Source organism: Cryobacterium sp. TMT1-19, from assembly GCF_004403055.1.
Classification (GTDB): domain Bacteria; phylum Actinomycetota; class Actinomycetes; order Actinomycetales; family Microbacteriaceae; genus Cryobacterium; species Cryobacterium sandaracinum.
In genome coordinates this window covers 150424-165968 of record NZ_SOHB01000028.1, presented here as the reverse complement: position 1 = coordinate 165968, position 15545 = coordinate 150424, and the positions used below count along the sequence as shown (strand labels likewise).

Annotated in this window: 13 protein-coding genes; 10 read left to right on the top strand and 3 right to left on the bottom strand. The window is 67.4% G+C overall.

The genetic code is table 11. From position 1 onward, the window contains the following. The first annotated feature begins 118 nt into the window (after positions 1-118). Positions 119-646: an adenine phosphoribosyltransferase gene (locus E3T40_RS07780; RefSeq protein WP_104171284.1), complete on the top strand. Its 528-nt coding sequence runs from the start codon at positions 119-121 to the stop codon at positions 644-646. A 158-nt stretch (positions 647-804) separates the two neighbouring features. Then, entirely contained in the window at positions 805-1251 is a 447-nt protein-coding gene (locus E3T40_RS07775; protein ID WP_104194808.1) for an NUDIX hydrolase, read from the top strand. 13 nt (positions 1252-1264) lie between these two features. Here E3T40_RS07775 and E3T40_RS07770 read toward each other — a convergent pair whose 3' ends face one another. Beyond that, positions 1265-3763: an ATP-dependent DNA ligase gene (locus E3T40_RS07770; protein WP_134543061.1), complete on the bottom strand. Its 2499-nt coding sequence runs from the start codon at positions 3761-3763 to the stop codon at positions 1265-1267. 68 nt (positions 3764-3831) lie between these two features. Here E3T40_RS07770 and E3T40_RS07765 point away from each other — a divergent pair, with 68 nt between their 5' ends. From E3T40_RS07765 to E3T40_RS07745, 5 genes are all read left to right on the top strand, one after another. Beyond that, positions 3832-4695 (top strand): Ku protein, encoded by an 864-nt coding sequence (locus tag E3T40_RS07765; protein WP_104171281.1) that lies wholly within the window; start codon positions 3832-3834, stop codon positions 4693-4695. 47 nt (positions 4696-4742) lie between these two features. Further along, on the top strand, positions 4743-5396 hold the full coding sequence (locus tag E3T40_RS07760; RefSeq protein WP_255408694.1) for a CDP-alcohol phosphatidyltransferase family protein: 654 nt from the start codon (positions 4743-4745) through the stop codon (positions 5394-5396). Between the two features lie 49 nt (positions 5397-5445). Then, entirely contained in the window at positions 5446-5859 is a 414-nt protein-coding gene (locus tag E3T40_RS07755) for an FHA domain-containing protein (RefSeq protein WP_104099541.1), read from the top strand. Then, complete coding sequence (locus E3T40_RS07750; protein ID WP_104171280.1) at positions 5859-6557, top strand: MerR family transcriptional regulator; 699 nt, start codon at positions 5859-5861, stop codon at positions 6555-6557. Before E3T40_RS07755 ends, E3T40_RS07750 begins: the two co-directional genes overlap by 1 nt. 115 nt (positions 6558-6672) lie before the next feature. Next, positions 6673-7224 carry a MerR family transcriptional regulator gene (locus tag E3T40_RS07745; RefSeq protein WP_104099539.1) on the top strand — a complete coding sequence of 184 codons (552 nt, stop codon included), beginning with the start codon at positions 6673-6675 and terminating at the stop codon, positions 7222-7224. Between the two features lie 87 nt (positions 7225-7311). On the opposite strand, the gene E3T40_RS07740 is transcribed toward E3T40_RS07745, so the two are convergent. Next, complete coding sequence (locus E3T40_RS07740) at positions 7312-8118, bottom strand: ParA family protein (RefSeq protein ID WP_104099538.1); 807 nt, start codon at positions 8116-8118, stop codon at positions 7312-7314. 77 nt (positions 8119-8195) lie between these two features. Between E3T40_RS07740 and E3T40_RS07735 the strand changes: the two genes are divergently transcribed. The 3 genes from E3T40_RS07735 to def are packed head-to-tail and all read left to right on the top strand — an operon-like array spanning position 8196 to position 13430. Further along, a complete protein-coding gene (locus E3T40_RS07735; RefSeq protein WP_134543060.1) occupies positions 8196-11600 on the top strand; it encodes a pyruvate carboxylase in 3405 nt (1134 codons plus the stop codon). A 36-nt stretch (positions 11601-11636) separates the two neighbouring features. After that, complete coding sequence (locus E3T40_RS07730; protein ID WP_241981707.1) at positions 11637-12890, top strand: MinD/ParA family protein; 1254 nt, start codon at positions 11637-11639, stop codon at positions 12888-12890. A gap of 48 nt (positions 12891-12938) precedes the next feature. Continuing rightward, the gene (gene def, locus E3T40_RS07725) at positions 12939-13430 is read left to right on the top strand and encodes a peptide deformylase (RefSeq protein ID WP_104171278.1); all 492 of its coding nucleotides are present in this window, start codon (positions 12939-12941) and stop codon (positions 13428-13430) included. Between the two features lie 251 nt (positions 13431-13681). On the opposite strand, the gene E3T40_RS07720 is transcribed toward def, so the two are convergent. Continuing rightward, complete coding sequence (locus tag E3T40_RS07720; RefSeq protein ID WP_104171277.1) at positions 13682-15514, bottom strand: long-chain fatty acid--CoA ligase; 1833 nt, start codon at positions 15512-15514, stop codon at positions 13682-13684. Positions 15515-15545 lie beyond the last annotated feature (31 nt).

The following is a 15545-nucleotide window of genomic DNA, read 5'->3' as shown; positions in this document are numbered from 1 at the left end:
AAATACCTAATCTGATTAGCTAAATTCGAGGCTAGCACGGGGCCCTGTCCGAACCGTCCATTGCGGGGCGTCGGGAGGCCCGCACGGCATCCGTCGGCCGCACGCTTAAACTCGTGGGGTGCCCACCCCCGCTGCAGACCATGTCAACGCCCTTCTCGCCTCGTACCAGGATTTCCCGCAAGTGGGCATCCTCTTCCGCGACCTCAACCCGGTGTTCGCCGACGCCGCCGCTTTTCGAGCGCTGATCGACGAGCTCGCCGGCCGGTTCCAGGGTGAATTCGACGCGGTGGCCGGCATTGAGGCCCGCGGCTTCCTGCTGGCCGCGGCGATCGGCTACGCGGCGGATGTCGCCGTGCTCGTCGTGCGCAAAGGCGGCAAGCTCCCCGGATCGGTGCTGAGCGAGGAGTACGACCTCGAGTACGGCTCGGCCTGCCTCGAGCTCGAGATCGGCCAGCTCGCGCCGGGTGCCCGCGTGCTGGTCGTCGACGACGTGCTGGCCACCGGCGGCACGATCGCCGCGACCGCCCGGCTCATCGAGCGCGCCGGCTACCGCCTGACCGGCGTCGGCGTCGTGCTGGAGCTGACCGAACTGGTCGGCCGAACGCGCCTCGGCGACGCTCCTGTGCACGCCATCGTCGCCCTCTAGCCCGCTCAGGTACCCACCCGGCGCGGCTCGCTCGTCGTGGCGCACCCTCTGGAAGCGGGCGCACGTTCTACCGTGCGCCACCATCCATAGCCTGCGCCGCGAGTCGAACGCGACTCAACACGGTGCGTATTCACGGGACCGTGGCGCATGCTTGACCCATGAGCACAAACGGTGACGGGTGGGTGTACGGGCCCGACGGCCGCAAGTTTTGGGGTCTTTTCGGGGCGGCCGGCCTGCTCGTGCACCACGAGGAGCTGGGGGTGCTGCTGCAGCACCGCGCGCTTTGGAGCCACCAGGGTGACACCTGGGGGCTGCCCGGCGGGGCGCGCCACGAACACGAGAGTGCGCTCGAGGCGGCTCTGCGGGAGGCCCGCGAAGAGGCTGGCGTGCCCCCGGAGCTGGTCTCCGTGCAGTTCAGCTCCGTGCTCGACCTCGGTTTCTGGTCGTACACGACGGTCGTGGTGCGAGCCACGGAGCGCTTCGAACCCGTGATCAGCGACCAGGAGAGCATCGCGCTGCGCTGGGTACCGCGCCACCAGGTCGACGCGCTGCCGCTGCATCCGGGCTTCGCCACCAGCTGGCCGGCCCTGCTCGCCCGCCTCTGAACCCGCACCGCCATTAAACCCGCACCACCTCGCCCGGTGACTTGTCCGGCCGCCAGCCGCGCCAGACCGGGTGGCGCAGTCGCCCCGTGCCGGTCCATTCGGAGAATTCCACCTCGCCCACCAGCACCGGGCGCACCCACCGCGCATCGCGGGCGCCGGCGGGCGGGATGCCGGTGAAGGGGTTGTCCACCGCAGCGATGGCATCCAGTCGCGCCCGCAGGTCCTCGAGGTCTGCGTCCCGGAACCCGGTGCCGACCCGGCCGATATAGGTCAGCGTGTCTCCGTCCGGAATCCCCAGCAAGAGGGAACCCACGGTGTCGGCTCGGCGCCCGTTGCCCGGTCGCCACCCGCCGATCACCGCCTCCTGGGTGCGATGGTGCTTGATCTTGATCCACGATCGGGACCGCCGACCGGCCTCGTAGCTCCCGTCCCGGGTCTTGGCGACGATCCCCTCGAAGCCGAGCTCGCTGCTGGTCGCCACGGCCTGGGCGGAGTCGCCCGTGAAGACCGGCGGCACCTGCACCGCACCGGACCCGGTGACAATCTCCTCGAGCACGCGGCGCCGGGCCGTGTACGTCAGGTTGAGCAGCGGCTCCCCGTCACGTTCGAGCACGTCGAAAGCCAGAAACCGCACCGGGGTGGATGCCTCGGCCGCTTCGATCTGTCGGCGACCGGTCAGGCCCAGCCGCGTCTGCAGCAGCCCGAAGTTCGGCCGCCCGCCCGCGTCCATCGCGACGATCTCCCCGTCGAGCACCGCAAAGTCGGCCGAAACCGCTCCCGGCAACGCGCGCACCAGCTCGGGATACAGGTGCGTGATGTCGTTGCCGTTCCGGGTGAACAAGCGCACGTCCGGGCCTAGGCCGGCGGCTCCGAGATAGGCGAGCGCACGGATGCCGTCCCACTTCATTTCGTAGGTCCACTCGTCGTCCTCGGACAGGTCGGCGATGGAACCGGGCGTGGCCAGCATGGGCCCGTACCGTGTGCGGCGTGCGGACCGGCCGCCCGTTTTGGCCGTCGCGCCCGCCCCGGTGCCCACGTCCCCGGCTCGCCGGGCCGGCCGTGTCTTCATCAGGTGGATCAGCCAGTTCCGGTCGGCCACGTCCGTGCCCTTCGTGCGGATCAGGGCAAAGCGCCGCGTGCCACCGAGCCTGCCGCCCGGTTCGCCGTGCAGCACGGCGATCACCTCGTCATCCCGCCACTTCTCCAGCTCGTAGCTGCCGTGGTCCCAGATGCTCATGGTGCCGGCCCCGTATTCGCCGGCCGGGATATCACCCTCGAACGTGGCGTATTCGAGCGGATGGTCCTCGGTGCGCACGGCGAGCCGATTCTTCGCCGGATCGGTCGGCACCCCGCGCGGCAACGCCCACGACGTCAGCACCCCGTCGTGCTCGAGCCGAAAGTCGTAGTGCAGGTTGCGGGCGTGGTGCTCCTGAATGACGAATGACCGACCCGCGGATGCGTCCGGCGCACCGGTCGGCATCGGCTCCGAGGTGCGGGAAGCGTCTCGTTTGCCGAGGTAGACGGCCAGCGCACCGGCTCCCGCCCCGGCGCCTTTACCGGTCTCGTCACCGGCACCACCGGCATCCGTGGTGCCCCGGCCGGAATGTGCCTCGAGCAGCGCGGCCAGCGGGTCCCCGCTACGCTGCACCCGGTGCATCGCCTGCTTGTAGTCGATCTGTGCGAGCCCGGGGGAGGCCAGTTCCCGCCAGGTGCGCGGCATGGCCACCATCGGATGCAGCGTTCCGCGCAACGAAAAGGGAGTGATGGTCGTCTTGTGGACGCTGTTCTGGCTCCAGTCCACGAACACCCGCCCCGGTCGAAGAGCCTTCTTCATATCGCTGACGATGAGGTCCGGATGGTCGGCTTCGAGCGCGCGGGCCAGCTCGTGTGCGACCTGGGAGACCTGGTCCGAGGTGTGCGTGAGGTCCAGCGGTGCGTAGAGGTGGATGCCCTTCGACCCGCTGGTGACCGGCAGCGGGTCCAGGCCCATGTCCCGCAGGATGGCCCGGGCCAGACGGGCGACCTCCGCGCACTCGTCGAGGGTGACCCCGTCGCCGGGATCCAGGTCGATCACCAGTCGGTCCGGGTTGCGCGGGCGTCCACCCCGGCCGAACTGCCACTGCGGAACGTGGATCTCCAGCGCCGAGATCTGGGCGAGCCAGGTCAGCGTGGCGAGGTCGTTGACCAGCGGGTACTCGCTCACGTGGTTCGAATGCTGGATCGACCGGCGTTTCACCCAGCTCGGCGTCGCCTGGTCCAGGTTCTTCTGGAAGAACACGTGTCCGGGTGCGTCCCGGGTGCCCACACCGTGTACCCACCTCTTCCGGGTCGCCGGGCGATTCGCGGTGTGCGGGATCATCACGTCGGCGATGAACGCGTAGTAGCCGAGAACGTCGGCCTTCGTGGTCCCCGACTCCGAGTAGAGCACCTTGTCGAGATGCGTGAGTGTGATCCGGTGTCCGCCGACGGTGACGACCTGGCGGGAGTCGGGGGAGGGCGGCCGCTCGTTCATGGCTCCAGCATGCTCTCGCGGCCACAGCGTGCCTAGCCCTCTCGGCGCACCGGGTGTGTACTGAAGTGATGAGATCGATCTGGAAGGGCGCGATCACCTTCGGGCTGGTCAATGTGCCCGTCAAGGTTTACAGCGCCACCGAAGACCACGACGTCGCCCTGCACCAGGTGCACGACGCCGATGGCGGGCGCATCCGTTACCAGCGCCGGTGCGAGCGCTGCGGACGGGTCGTCGACTATGCGCACATCGACAAAGCCTGGGACAGCGGCGACAAGACGGTTGTCATCACCGACGAGGATCTGCGCACGCTGCCGGCCGAGAGAAGCCGCGAGATCGAGGTCGTCGAGTTCGTGCCGAGCGACCAGCTCGACCCGATCATGTTCGAGCGCAGCTATTTTCTCGAACCCTCCGGCTCACCCAAGGCCTACGTTCTACTGCGGCGTGCGCTCGACGCCACCGACCGCACCGCGATCGTGCGGTTCGCGCTGCGGCAGAAGACCCGACTCGGTGCCCTCCGGGTCCGCGGGGACGTGCTGCTGCTGCAGTCGCTGCTGTGGGGCGACGAGGTGCGGGCCGTTGAATTCCCGATGCTCCAGGAGTCGGTGCGCATCTCCGCCCAGGAGCTTGAGCTCTCGGCCGCACTGGTCGACTCCTTCGCCGCCGAGTTCTCGCCGCAGGATTTCCGGGACGACTACCAGGACCAGCTCCGCGAACTGCTCGAGGCGAAGCTCGCCGCGGGCGAAGCCGTCGACACCGAGCTCACCTTCGGCCGCGAACCCCGGGAAGGCGAGGAAGGCGGGGGAGAGGTGCTCGACCTGATGGAGGCCCTTCGCCGCAGCGTGGAGCGCAGCCGCGGCCAGGCGAAGCCGGACGCGTCGGATAAATCCGAGAAACGCGCCGATAAGGGGCGAAAACGGGTGTCGGGAAACTGACGAGGCCGCATTCCGGTTCGGCCGCCGCGTCGGTAGACTCGGTGATTGTGACAGGGGCAGAGGGAACCGGCGTCAGCTCAAAGGTGATCACCCTGCCCAATCTGCTCAGCATGCTGCGCCTTGCGCTGGTGCCGGTCTTTCTGGTCGTGTTGGTACGGGGAGAGGATGCCTGGGCGCTCCTGGTGCTGATGGTCGCCAGCCTCACCGATTTCCTCGACGGCTACCTGGCCCGGAGGTTCGGCCAGATCACGCGGCTCGGCCAGCTGCTCGACCCGGCCGCCGACCGGCTGTACATCTTCGCCGCCCTCCTCGGACTGGCCTGGCGCGACCTGGTGCCCTGGTGGATCGTCCTGGTCATCGTGGGACGGGACGTGTTCCTGCTCGGACTCGGCGTCATCCTCGCGAATTACGGATTCGGGCCTCTGCCCGTTCACCAGCTCGGCAAGGTCGCCACCTTCTGCCTCTTCTACGCCCTGCCGATGATCATGCTGGGAGAGGCCTTCCCCATGGTGTCCTGGTGGTCGCTCCCGGTGGGCTGGGCCTTTGGCATCTGGGGAGCGTTTCTTTACTGGTGGGCAGGCATAATCTACGCCGTCGAGACCGTCCGGGTGATTCGCATTCCGCGGGCAATTCAGCCCGTTCCATCCGATACGCTGGAGGACCAGGAGGTGTACGGTGAACGATTCCAAAAAGACGAATGAGCCCCAGCGCAAGGCCGCGCCCGATAACTATTCCAATACCGACACGACGATGACGTTCGGGCAGGAATTCGCGGCCCAGCTGGCATCGCTCGACGGTGACGTCACGGCCGAAGAACAGGAAGCCATCGCGGCTCTGCCCTCCGGCTCGGCGCTGCTCGTCGTCCGGCGCGGCCCGAACGCCGGCGCTCGTTTTCTGTTGGATGCGGACGTGACCACTGTGGGCCGTCACCCCAATGCGGACATCTTCCTCGACGACGTCACGGTATCTCGTCGGCACGCGGAGTTCCTGCGCCACGAATCCAAGTTCGAGGTGAAAGACCTGGTGTCCCTCAACGGCACGTATTTCGACGGGGTCCGCATCGACACCGCGCTGTTGCACGACGGCGCCGAAGTCCAGGTCGGTAAGTTCCGGCTGACGTTCTACGCCTCGCGGCACGACCTCAAGCTTCAGGCGAGCGAGTAGTGCCCGCGTCCGCAGCCCAGGCCAGAGCGCCGGGCGCGACGTCACTGCTCAGCATCGGACAGGTGCTTGCCCGGCTCACGCCGGAATTTCCGGAACTGACCCCGTCCAAACTTCGGTTTCTGGAGGAACAGAGACTGGTCGCGCCGGCGCGCACGGAGTCTGGCTACCGCAAATTCTGCGCCGGTGACCTGGACCGGCTGCGCCTGGTCCTCTCCATGCAGCGCGATCACTACCTCCCCCTCAAGGTCATCCGGGGCTACCTGGCCGACCTCGACGCGGGCCTCTCGCCTACCCTGCCCGGCGGGGTGACGCCGGGACCGTCGATGCTGTCGACCGCCCGCCGGCTGGACCGCGACGAACTGCTGCGCGAAGCAGGGGCCTCCGCGATGCTGCTGCACGACGCCGTTTCCGCATCGATCATCCTGCCGGCCGACTTCTACGGCGACGACGCGCTCAGCGTGCTGCGGGCCCTGGTCGAACTGCAGCGCAGCGGAATCGAGCCCCGTCACCTGCGCGGATTCCGCGGCGCGGCCGAACGCGAGCTCGGGCTGATCGAGAGTGCCCTCGTGCCGCTCTCCCGCCGTAAAGACGCATCGAGCCGGGCTAAGGCCGCCGAAATGGCGGTCGAGATCGCCGGCCAGCTCGAAGTGATCCGCGGCAGTCTGATCCGTTCTGCCCTGGGGCGCCTGACCAAGTAGTCGAGTCCGACACGCCAATTTACTCGACCGGATGTCGTTGATCAGGACGGTCCCCCTCGGTAGCGTGGATGCAGCGATCATCCGTATCGCAGACCCACCTCCGAGAGGCCATCGTATGAGCGAGCTGAATCAGCGTGACGATGCCTCGCGCTACGGACTCGGCCTTCTCTTCACCGACGGAATGCCCGAGCTCGACGACAACCTCGGCTACCGTGGCGCCGTGGCGGCCCGGGCCGCCGGAATCAGCTACCGTCAGCTCGACTACTGGGCCCGCACCGACCTGGTCCAGCCCACCGTGCGCGGTGCTGCCGGCTCGGGTTCCCAGCGTCTCTACGGCTTCCGGGACATCCTGGTTCTGAAACTGGTCAAGCGGCTCCTCGACACCGGCATCTCCCTGCAGCAGATCCGCACCGCGGTGAACCAACTGCGCGAGTCGGGGGTCAGCGACCTCGCCCAGACCACCTTGATGAGCGACGGCGCCAGCGTCTACCTGTGCACCTCCGACGACGAGGTCATCGACCTCGTCAGCCGCGGTCAGGGCGTGTTCGGCATCGCCGTGGGCAAGGTGCTGCGCGAGGTCGAGACGAGCCTGGTCGAACTGGAGACCCTTCCGATCGACCCGTCGGACGAGCTGTCCCTTCGCCGGGGCAGCCGCAAAGTCTCTTAGCGGAGCGTTCACACGCAGTCGACACGATCGGCTGACGCTGTGCGGCTGACACTATCCGGTCAACGTTGTCCAGTGAACGTTCCCTGGCTAGTGCTGTTCCGCGTACTCGCCGATGCGGGCCGTGCGCAGCACGCGTTCGAGCAACTGATCGAAGTAGCGCGCCATTTCCTGGGCGCTGTCGCCGGGCCAGGTGTGCAGCGGCTTCGCGGCGCCCTGCGCCTGCTGAAGCGAGGTGCGTTCCGGCAGTTGCGGGCTGAGTACGAGCGGGCCGAACATGTCGCGGAGTTCCTTGATCCGGAACTGGTGCTCGAGAGACGCCACGCGGGCACGGTTGACGATGATACCGAGCGGCTGCAGACGAGGGCTGAGTCCGCGGCGGATCTCTTCGATCGCGCGCAGCGCCCGGTCGGCCGCGGCCACGGAGAATAGGCCGGGTTCGGTGACCACGGCAACGCGGTCGCTGGCCGCCCACGCGGTGCGGGTAAGGGCGTTCAGCGACGGAGCACAGTCGATCAGAACCAGGTCGTAGTCCTTTTCGACCGTGGAGAGTGCCTCTTCGAGCTTCCAGATGTCGCGGATGCTCGGGTGCGGCCCGTCGAAATTAATGGCCGACGGGCTGCCGATCATCACGTCGATGGTGCCGGGGCGGCCGCGCGTCCAGCCGCTGGGAACGATGGCGGCGCGAACGATCTTCTCCTTAGGAGAGGCGAGCACATCGGCGATGTTGAGGTGGCCGGTGACCTCGATGTCCATTCCGGTTGACACATCCGACTGCGGATCAATGTCCACCACCAGGGTTCGCACGCCGCGGGCGAAGGCAGCAGACGCCAGACCCAGGGTAACCGTGGTCTTGCCTACTCCTCCCTTGAGGGAGCTAACGCTTAGTACGTGCACAAGTAGATACGTTACCTTCACTAGTCTTGGAGAACCTAACCGTCAGCTGTGCGCGACGTCACGCTTGAAAGGTCTGCATGTTTACGAAAATTCTTGTTGCCAACCGCGGGGAAATCGCGATCCGGGCTTTTCGGGCGGCTTATGAGCTGGGTGCCAAAACCGTGGCGGTGTTCCCCTTCGAGGACCGCAATTCGCTGCACCGCCTGAAGGCCGACGAGGCGTACCAGATCGGCGAACCGGGACACCCGGTGCGCGCCTATCTCACGGTGAGCGAGATCATCCGGGTGGCCAGGGAGAGCGGCGCCGACGCCATCTACCCCGGTTACGGCTTCCTTTCGGAGAACCCCGAGCTGGCCCTCGCGGCCCGCCAGGCCGGCATCACCTTCATCGGCCCGGGCGAGCACGTGCTCGAGATGGCCGGCAACAAGGTTACCGCGAAGGAGCACGCCATCGCGGCGGGCGTTCCGGTGCTGGGGTCCAGCGCGCCCTCACGCGACGTCGACGAGCTGCTCGCCGCGGCCGACGATATCGGGTTCCCGATCTTCGCCAAGGCCGTCGCCGGCGGCGGCGGCCGCGGCATGCGCCGGGTGGCTCAGCTGAGCGATCTCCGCGGCTCCCTTGAGGAAGCCATGCGCGAGGCCAACAGCGCGTTCGGCGACCCGACCATGTTCCTCGAGCAGGCCGTACTGCGGCCTCGTCACATCGAGGTCCAGATCCTGGCCGATGCGTCCGGCGAGACCGTGCACCTGTTCGAACGCGACTGCTCCGTGCAGCGCCGCCATCAGAAAGTCATCGAGATCGCTCCGGCGCCGAACCTCTCCGACGAGATCCGCCAGCGTCTGTACGCCGATGCGGTCGCCTTCGCCCGCTCGATCGGCTACGTGAACGCGGGCACGGTCGAGTTCCTGCTCGACACGGTCGGCGAACGCGCCGGCCAGCACGTGTTCATCGAGATGAATCCGCGCATCCAGGTCGAGCACACCGTGACCGAAGAGGTGACGGATGTCGACCTCGTGCAGTCCCAGATCCGCATCGCCGCGGGCCAGACGCTCCGTGAGCTCGAACTCACGCAGGACAAGATCGTGTTGCGCGGGGCGGCCCTGCAGTGCCGCATCACCACCGAGGACCCGACCATGGGATTCCGCCCGGACACGGGCAAGATCACCACCTATCGCTCGCCCGGCGGCGCCGGCATCCGGCTCGACGGCGGCACAATCAACCCCGGTGCCCAGATCAGCCCGCACTTCGACTCGATGCTCGCCAAGCTCACCTGCCGGGGCCGGGACTTCCCGTCCGCCGTGACCCGATCCAAGCGCGCCCTGGCCGAGTTCCGTATCCGTGGCGTGTCCACGAACATCTCGTTCCTGCAGGCCGTGCTCGACGACCCGGACTTCGCGTCCGGCAACCTGAGCACCTCCTTCATCGACGAGCGCCCGGAGCTGCTGCGCGGCCGCGCCTCCAAGGACCGCGGCACGAAGATCTTGAATTGGCTCGCCGACGTGACCGTCAACAAGCCCAACGGGGTGCCGCTGACCCTGCTGAACCCGGCCGAGAAGCTGCCGAAGCTCGATCTGTCCGAACCGGCTCCGGCCGGCTCCCGCCAACGGCTCCAGCTGCTCGGCCCGGCCGGCTTCGCCGCGGACCTGCGAGCCCAGACCGCCCTGGCCGTGACGGACACCACTTTCCGCGACGCCCACCAATCACTGTTGGCAACCCGGGTGCGCACCCGCGACCTCGTCGCCGTGGCCCCGTATGTGGCCCGGATGACCCCGGAGTTGCTGTCGATCGAGGCCTGGGGCGGCGCCACCTATGACGTGGCGCTGCGCTTCCTCGGCGAAGACCCCTGGGAACGACTGGCGTCGCTGCGAGAGGCCCTGCCGAACATCAACGTGCAGATGCTGCTTCGCGGCCGCAACACGGTCGGCTACACTCCGTACCCGACCGAGGTGACCGATGCGTTCGTGCGCGAGGCCGCCAAGACAGGCGTCGACATCTTCCGCATCTTCGACGCCCTCAACGACGTCTCGCAGATGCGCCCGGCCATCGACGCCGTGCTGGCGACGGGCTCCTCCATTGCCGAGGTCGCGCTCTGTTACACGGGCGATTTGCTCGACCCGGCCGAGACGCTTTACACCCTGGACTACTACCTCCGGCTCGCGGAGCAGATCGTGGAGTCCGGCGCGCACATCCTCGCGATCAAGGACATGGCCGGCCTGCTGCGCCCCGCCGCGGCCGAGAAGCTCGTCACCGCCCTGCGGTCACGCTTCGACCTCCCGGTGCACGTGCACACGCACGACACTCCGGGCGGCCAGCTCGCCACGCTGCTCGCGGCCAGCCGCGCCGGCGCCGACGCGGTCGACGTGGCCAGCGCCCCGATGGCCGGCACCACCAGCCAGCCGTCGGCGTCGTCCCTCGTTGCCGCGCTCGTCCACACCGAACGCGACACCGGCATATCCTTACAGGCCGTCTGCGACCTCGAGCCGTACTGGGAAGATGTACGCCGGGTCTACCATCCCTTCGAATCCGGTCTGCGCGCGCCCACCGGCCGCGTCTACAAGCACGAGATCCCCGGCGGCCAGCTGTCCAACCTGCGTACGCAAGCGGTCGCGCTCGGCCTCGCCGACGACTTCGAACTGATCGAGGATATGTACGCCGCGGCCAACGACATCCTCGGCCGGGTGCCGAAGGTGACGCCGTCCTCCAAGGTGGTCGGCGACCTCGCCCTCTACCTCGCCGCCGTGCGTGCCGACCCGGCCGACTTCGCTGAGAACCCGGGCAATTACGACGTGCCCGACTCCGTGATCGGCTTCATGGCGGGGGAGCTGGGCGACCTGCCCGGCGGCTGGCCCGAGCCCTTCCGTAGCAAGGTTCTCGCCGGGCGCAACGTCCGCGTCGGAATCACCGAGCTCACCCAGGAGGAACGCGCGGCCTTGGGCAGCGACGGCCTCACCTGCCGGGCGATGCTGAACCAGCTGCTCTTCCCGGCGCCCACGCGCCAATTCGAGCAGATCCGGGAACTCTTCGGTGACCTGTCCGTGCTCGACACGGTGGACTACCTCAACGGTCTTCAGCAGGGCGTTGAGCACGCGGTCGAGATCGACAAGGGCGTGCGCCTCTACGTCGGGCTCGAGGCCATCGGCGAGGCCGATGACAAGGGTATGCGCACCGTCATGACCACGCTTAACGGACAGCTCCGACCCGTGTTCGTGCGGGACCGCAACATCACGGTCAGCATCAAGGTCGCCGAAAAAGCGGATGCCAACCGGCCGGGCCAGATCGCCGCGCCGTTCTCCGGGGTGGTCACCCTCCAGGTCGAGGAGGGCGACACCGTCGAGGCCGGGCAGGCCGTCGCCTCGATCGAGGCCATGAAAATGGAGGCCGCGATCACCTCGCCCATCGCGGGAAACATCGAACGGGTGGCCGTGCCGCGAACCCAGCAGGTCGACGCGGGCGATCTGCTGGTGGTGGTGCGTCCACGCTAGGCTTGGTGCGATCTATCGACGAAGGGACTGATCTTTTTGTCAGATAAGCGCACAGGCGCCGAGGCGTCCGGTCCGGACGCCTCCATCGAGCCTCTCGCCGAGCCGGGAGACGAGTACCATAGCGAACTACCGCCGCACACGATCGTGAACCTGGCGGCGGCCCTGCCGGAGAACCTGAAACGCCCGGCTACGCACACGATCGAGGTCAGCACCCCGGCCGTGGCGCGCACCGATCGGTTGTCCGCAGCCGTCGCGGGGGCGGTCCGCGCCCTCTCCGGTCCGGCCGTGAGCGACGCCGTTCCGCACACCCGCCGGGAGAGTCTGCGCCCCGCCGGCGGATCGGCGCCCGAGACCGCCGCCATGCTCACGCCCGATCGGCTGCTGGCCGTCAACCGTCGCACCAAACCGCCGCCCCGCGGAGCCTGGAACAGTTTCGTCTACTCGGCGACCCTGCATCTGGTGAACCTCGGCGACTCGGCCACGGTGCGCGCCTCCAAACAACTCGACGAGCGCATCCGCAAGGATTTCGAGGGCGGCACCCGCTTCGTTCCGATCCTCACCCGCAAGGGCGGGGTCGGCAAGACGACCGTCACCGCACTGATCGGCATGGCGCTGGCCGATGCCCGCGAAGACCGCATCATCGCCGTCGACGCGAACCCCGACCGGGGCACCCTCTCCGAGCGGGTCACGAAACAGACCCGGTCCACCGTGCGCGACCTGGTCACGAAGGCCGCGTCGATCGGCGGCTATACCGATTTCTCGTCGCTGGTCTCCCGCGACGCGACCCGGCTCGACATCCTCGCATCCGACACCGACCCGCTCCTCTCCGAGGCCTTCGACGAGAACGACTACAACGTCGTCGCCGACCTGGCGGCGCGGTACTACTCGATCATGCTCACGGACTGCGGCACCGGAATCGTGCACTCCGTCATGCGTGCCACGCTGCAGCGGGCCGATTCGATCGTCATCGTCTCCGGGGGCAGCATCGACGAGGCCCGGCTGGCGTCCGAAACGTTGACCTGGTTGGAAGCCAACGGCTACGGCGACCTGGTTCGCAACGCGGTCGTCGCGCTCAACACGGCGACACAGGGCACGAATCTGGTGAAGCTGGAAGAGATCGAATCGCATTTCCGCTCTCGGGTGCGGGAGATCGTGCGCATCCCCTGGGACCCGCAGCTCGCCGCGGGCAGCATCATCTCCTTCGACGATCTGAAGCCCATCACCCGGCTCGCGGCCCGCACCCTCGCGGCCGTCGTCGTGGAGGGTCTGCCGGCCGACCGCGGCGTCTAAACCGATCCGGTACCCCCGTACCCCCGCATCCATGACTTGGAGTCACCTTTGCCCGAGCGCCAGATCCGTCTCTTCGGAGATCCCGTCCTCAAAACCGTCTCCGACCCGATCGGCACGATCGACACCCGGGTGCGGAGCCTGATCGAGGACCTGGTCGACAGCGTGCGACTGCCCGGCCGGGCCGGCGTCGCGGCCTCCCAGATCGGCGTGAATCTGCGCGCATTCAGTTTTAACGTCGATGGCGAGATCGGGTACATCCTCAACCCGGTCCTCGTGGAGGTCTCGGGGGAGCCCGAGCTCGTCGACGAGGGCTGCCTGTCGGTGCCGGGCCTCTGGTATCCCACGAAGCGGTACCCGTTCGCCCGGGTGACCGGCATCGACCTCGACGGCACGGCGGTCGAACTCTCCGGATCCGGGATCATGGCCCAGGCCCTGCAGCACGAGACCGACCACCTCGACGGTTTGCTCTACCTGGACCGCCTCGACAAGGAGAACCGGCGGGCCGCCATGAAAGAGGTCCGCGAGTCGAGCTGGTTCTGACCCCAGTCGTTCGGGTCCGAGGCCCTAAAGGGCCTCCGCCCCACAGGAATTCGACGGAGATTTTGCCGGAAACGCCCCCAAACGTGCAGAAACGGCAGTTCTATGGCAGAATCTCCGTCGAATTGGTTCGACGCCGGGCACGGCGCTGGGGCTCCCTTATCTACTGGTTCCGACCCAGGCGGCCGGACGACGCGAAACAGGTCCCGTCGCCACTGTGACGACGGGACCTGTTTCGGTCGTCGCGGGGAGTGCTAGCTGCTGACCGGGTTCGTCCCGGTCACCGGGGCGCCCAGGTACATCGCCTCGATCTGATCGGCGTAGTCCCGCAGGATGATGTCCCGTTTGATGCTCAGCTTCGGGGTCAGGTACCCGGCGGCTTCGGTCAGTTCGGTCGTCAGCACCGTGAACTTGCGGATCGACTCCGCCCGTGACACGTGGTCGTTGGCGTGGTCGATGGCGCGCTGCACCTCGGCGAGAACCTTCGCGTTGACGGATGCCTCGGCCAGCGTCATTCCCGCGTCCTCGCCGTTGTTGTTCAACCAGACCGCGAGCATGTCGGGGTCGAGCGTGACCAGGGCGGCGATGAACGGCTTGCGATCGCCGACGACGACCACCTGGCCGATCAGCGGGTTGGACCGGATCGGGTCTTCCAGCGCCGCCGGGGCGACGTTCTTGCCGCCGGCCGTGACGATGATCTCCTTCTTGCGCCCGGTGATGGTGAGGAAGCCGTCGCTGTCCATGGCGCCGATGTCACCGGTGCGGAGCCATCCGTCGTGGAAGGTGGCCGCGGTGGCCACGGGATTCTTCCAGTACTCCGTGAAGACGTTGACGCCTTTGACCTCGATTTCGCCGTCGTCCAGGACGCGCACCGAGACGCCGGGAAGCGGTGGGCCTACGGTGCCGATCTTGAACTTGGTGGCCAGACCCACAGTGGTCGGCGCGGTTGTCTCGGTGAGGCCGTAGCCCTCCAGGATCTTGATGCCGAGGCTGTGGTAGAAGTGACCCAGGTGCATGCCGAGTGGAGCCGAACCGGAGACGGCGTACTTCACGTTGCCACCCATGGCCGCGCGCAGCTTGCTGTAGACCAGACGGTCGAAGAGCGTGAACTTGAGCTTGAGCATCAGCGGAACGCTCTTGCCCTGATCGACCAGCATCGAGTGGTCGACGGCAACCTGGGCGGCCGTCTCGAAGATCTTGCCTCGGCCGGCGGTCAGCGCCTTCTGCTCGGCGGAGTTGTAGACCTTCTCGAACACCCGCGGCACTGCGAGCAGGAAAGTGGGCTTGAAGGTGCCGAGCGATTCGAGCAGCTTCCGGGTATCGGGCTGGTGACCGACGCGCACACCGGCGTGCACGCAGAGAACCGAGATGAACCGGGCGAAAACGTGCGCGGTGGTGATGAACAGCAGCGTGGAAGCGCCGTTCGCGTCGGTGAGCACCTCTTTCAGCGCCACCGCCGAGTTGCGCGACGTCTCGACGAAGTTGGAGTGGGTGAGCACGCAGCCCTTGGGACGGCCGGTGGAACCCGAGGTGTAGATCAGGGTGGCGATGTCCGAACCCACGGCCAGCGAGCGACGCCGCTCGATTTCGGCATCCGGCACGTCGACCCCGGAGGCCGCGAGCTTGTCGAGGTCACCGAGGTCGATCTGCCAGACCTTCTGCACGCTGCCGAGCTCGGGGTGCACCTCGTCGAAGCGGGAAAAGTGCTCGGCGGTCTCGACGATCACCGCCGCGGCGTCGGAGTCGCCCAGGATCCACTGGATCTGGATGGGGGAGCTGGTCTCGTAAACGGGGACCAGCACGGCACCGGCGAACCAGGTGGCGAAGTCGATCAGCGTCCACTCATACCGGGTCTTGCACATCAAGCCGATTTTGTCTCCGGGCTGGATTCCTGCCGTGACGAGCCCCTTGGCCAGCGCGACGACCTGGGCATGAAACTCCGTGGTGGTGACGGGGGACCAGGCTCCGTTTCTCGGCAGTGAGAACAACACGGAGTCGGGCGTCCCCTTGAGGCGTTCGACCAGGAGATCGGTGACATTGGCTTGTGGGTCTGCGGGAACGATGGCGGGCAGATCGTACTGTTTCACGGTAACTCCTCTGGTACCGGGCGGGCGATTT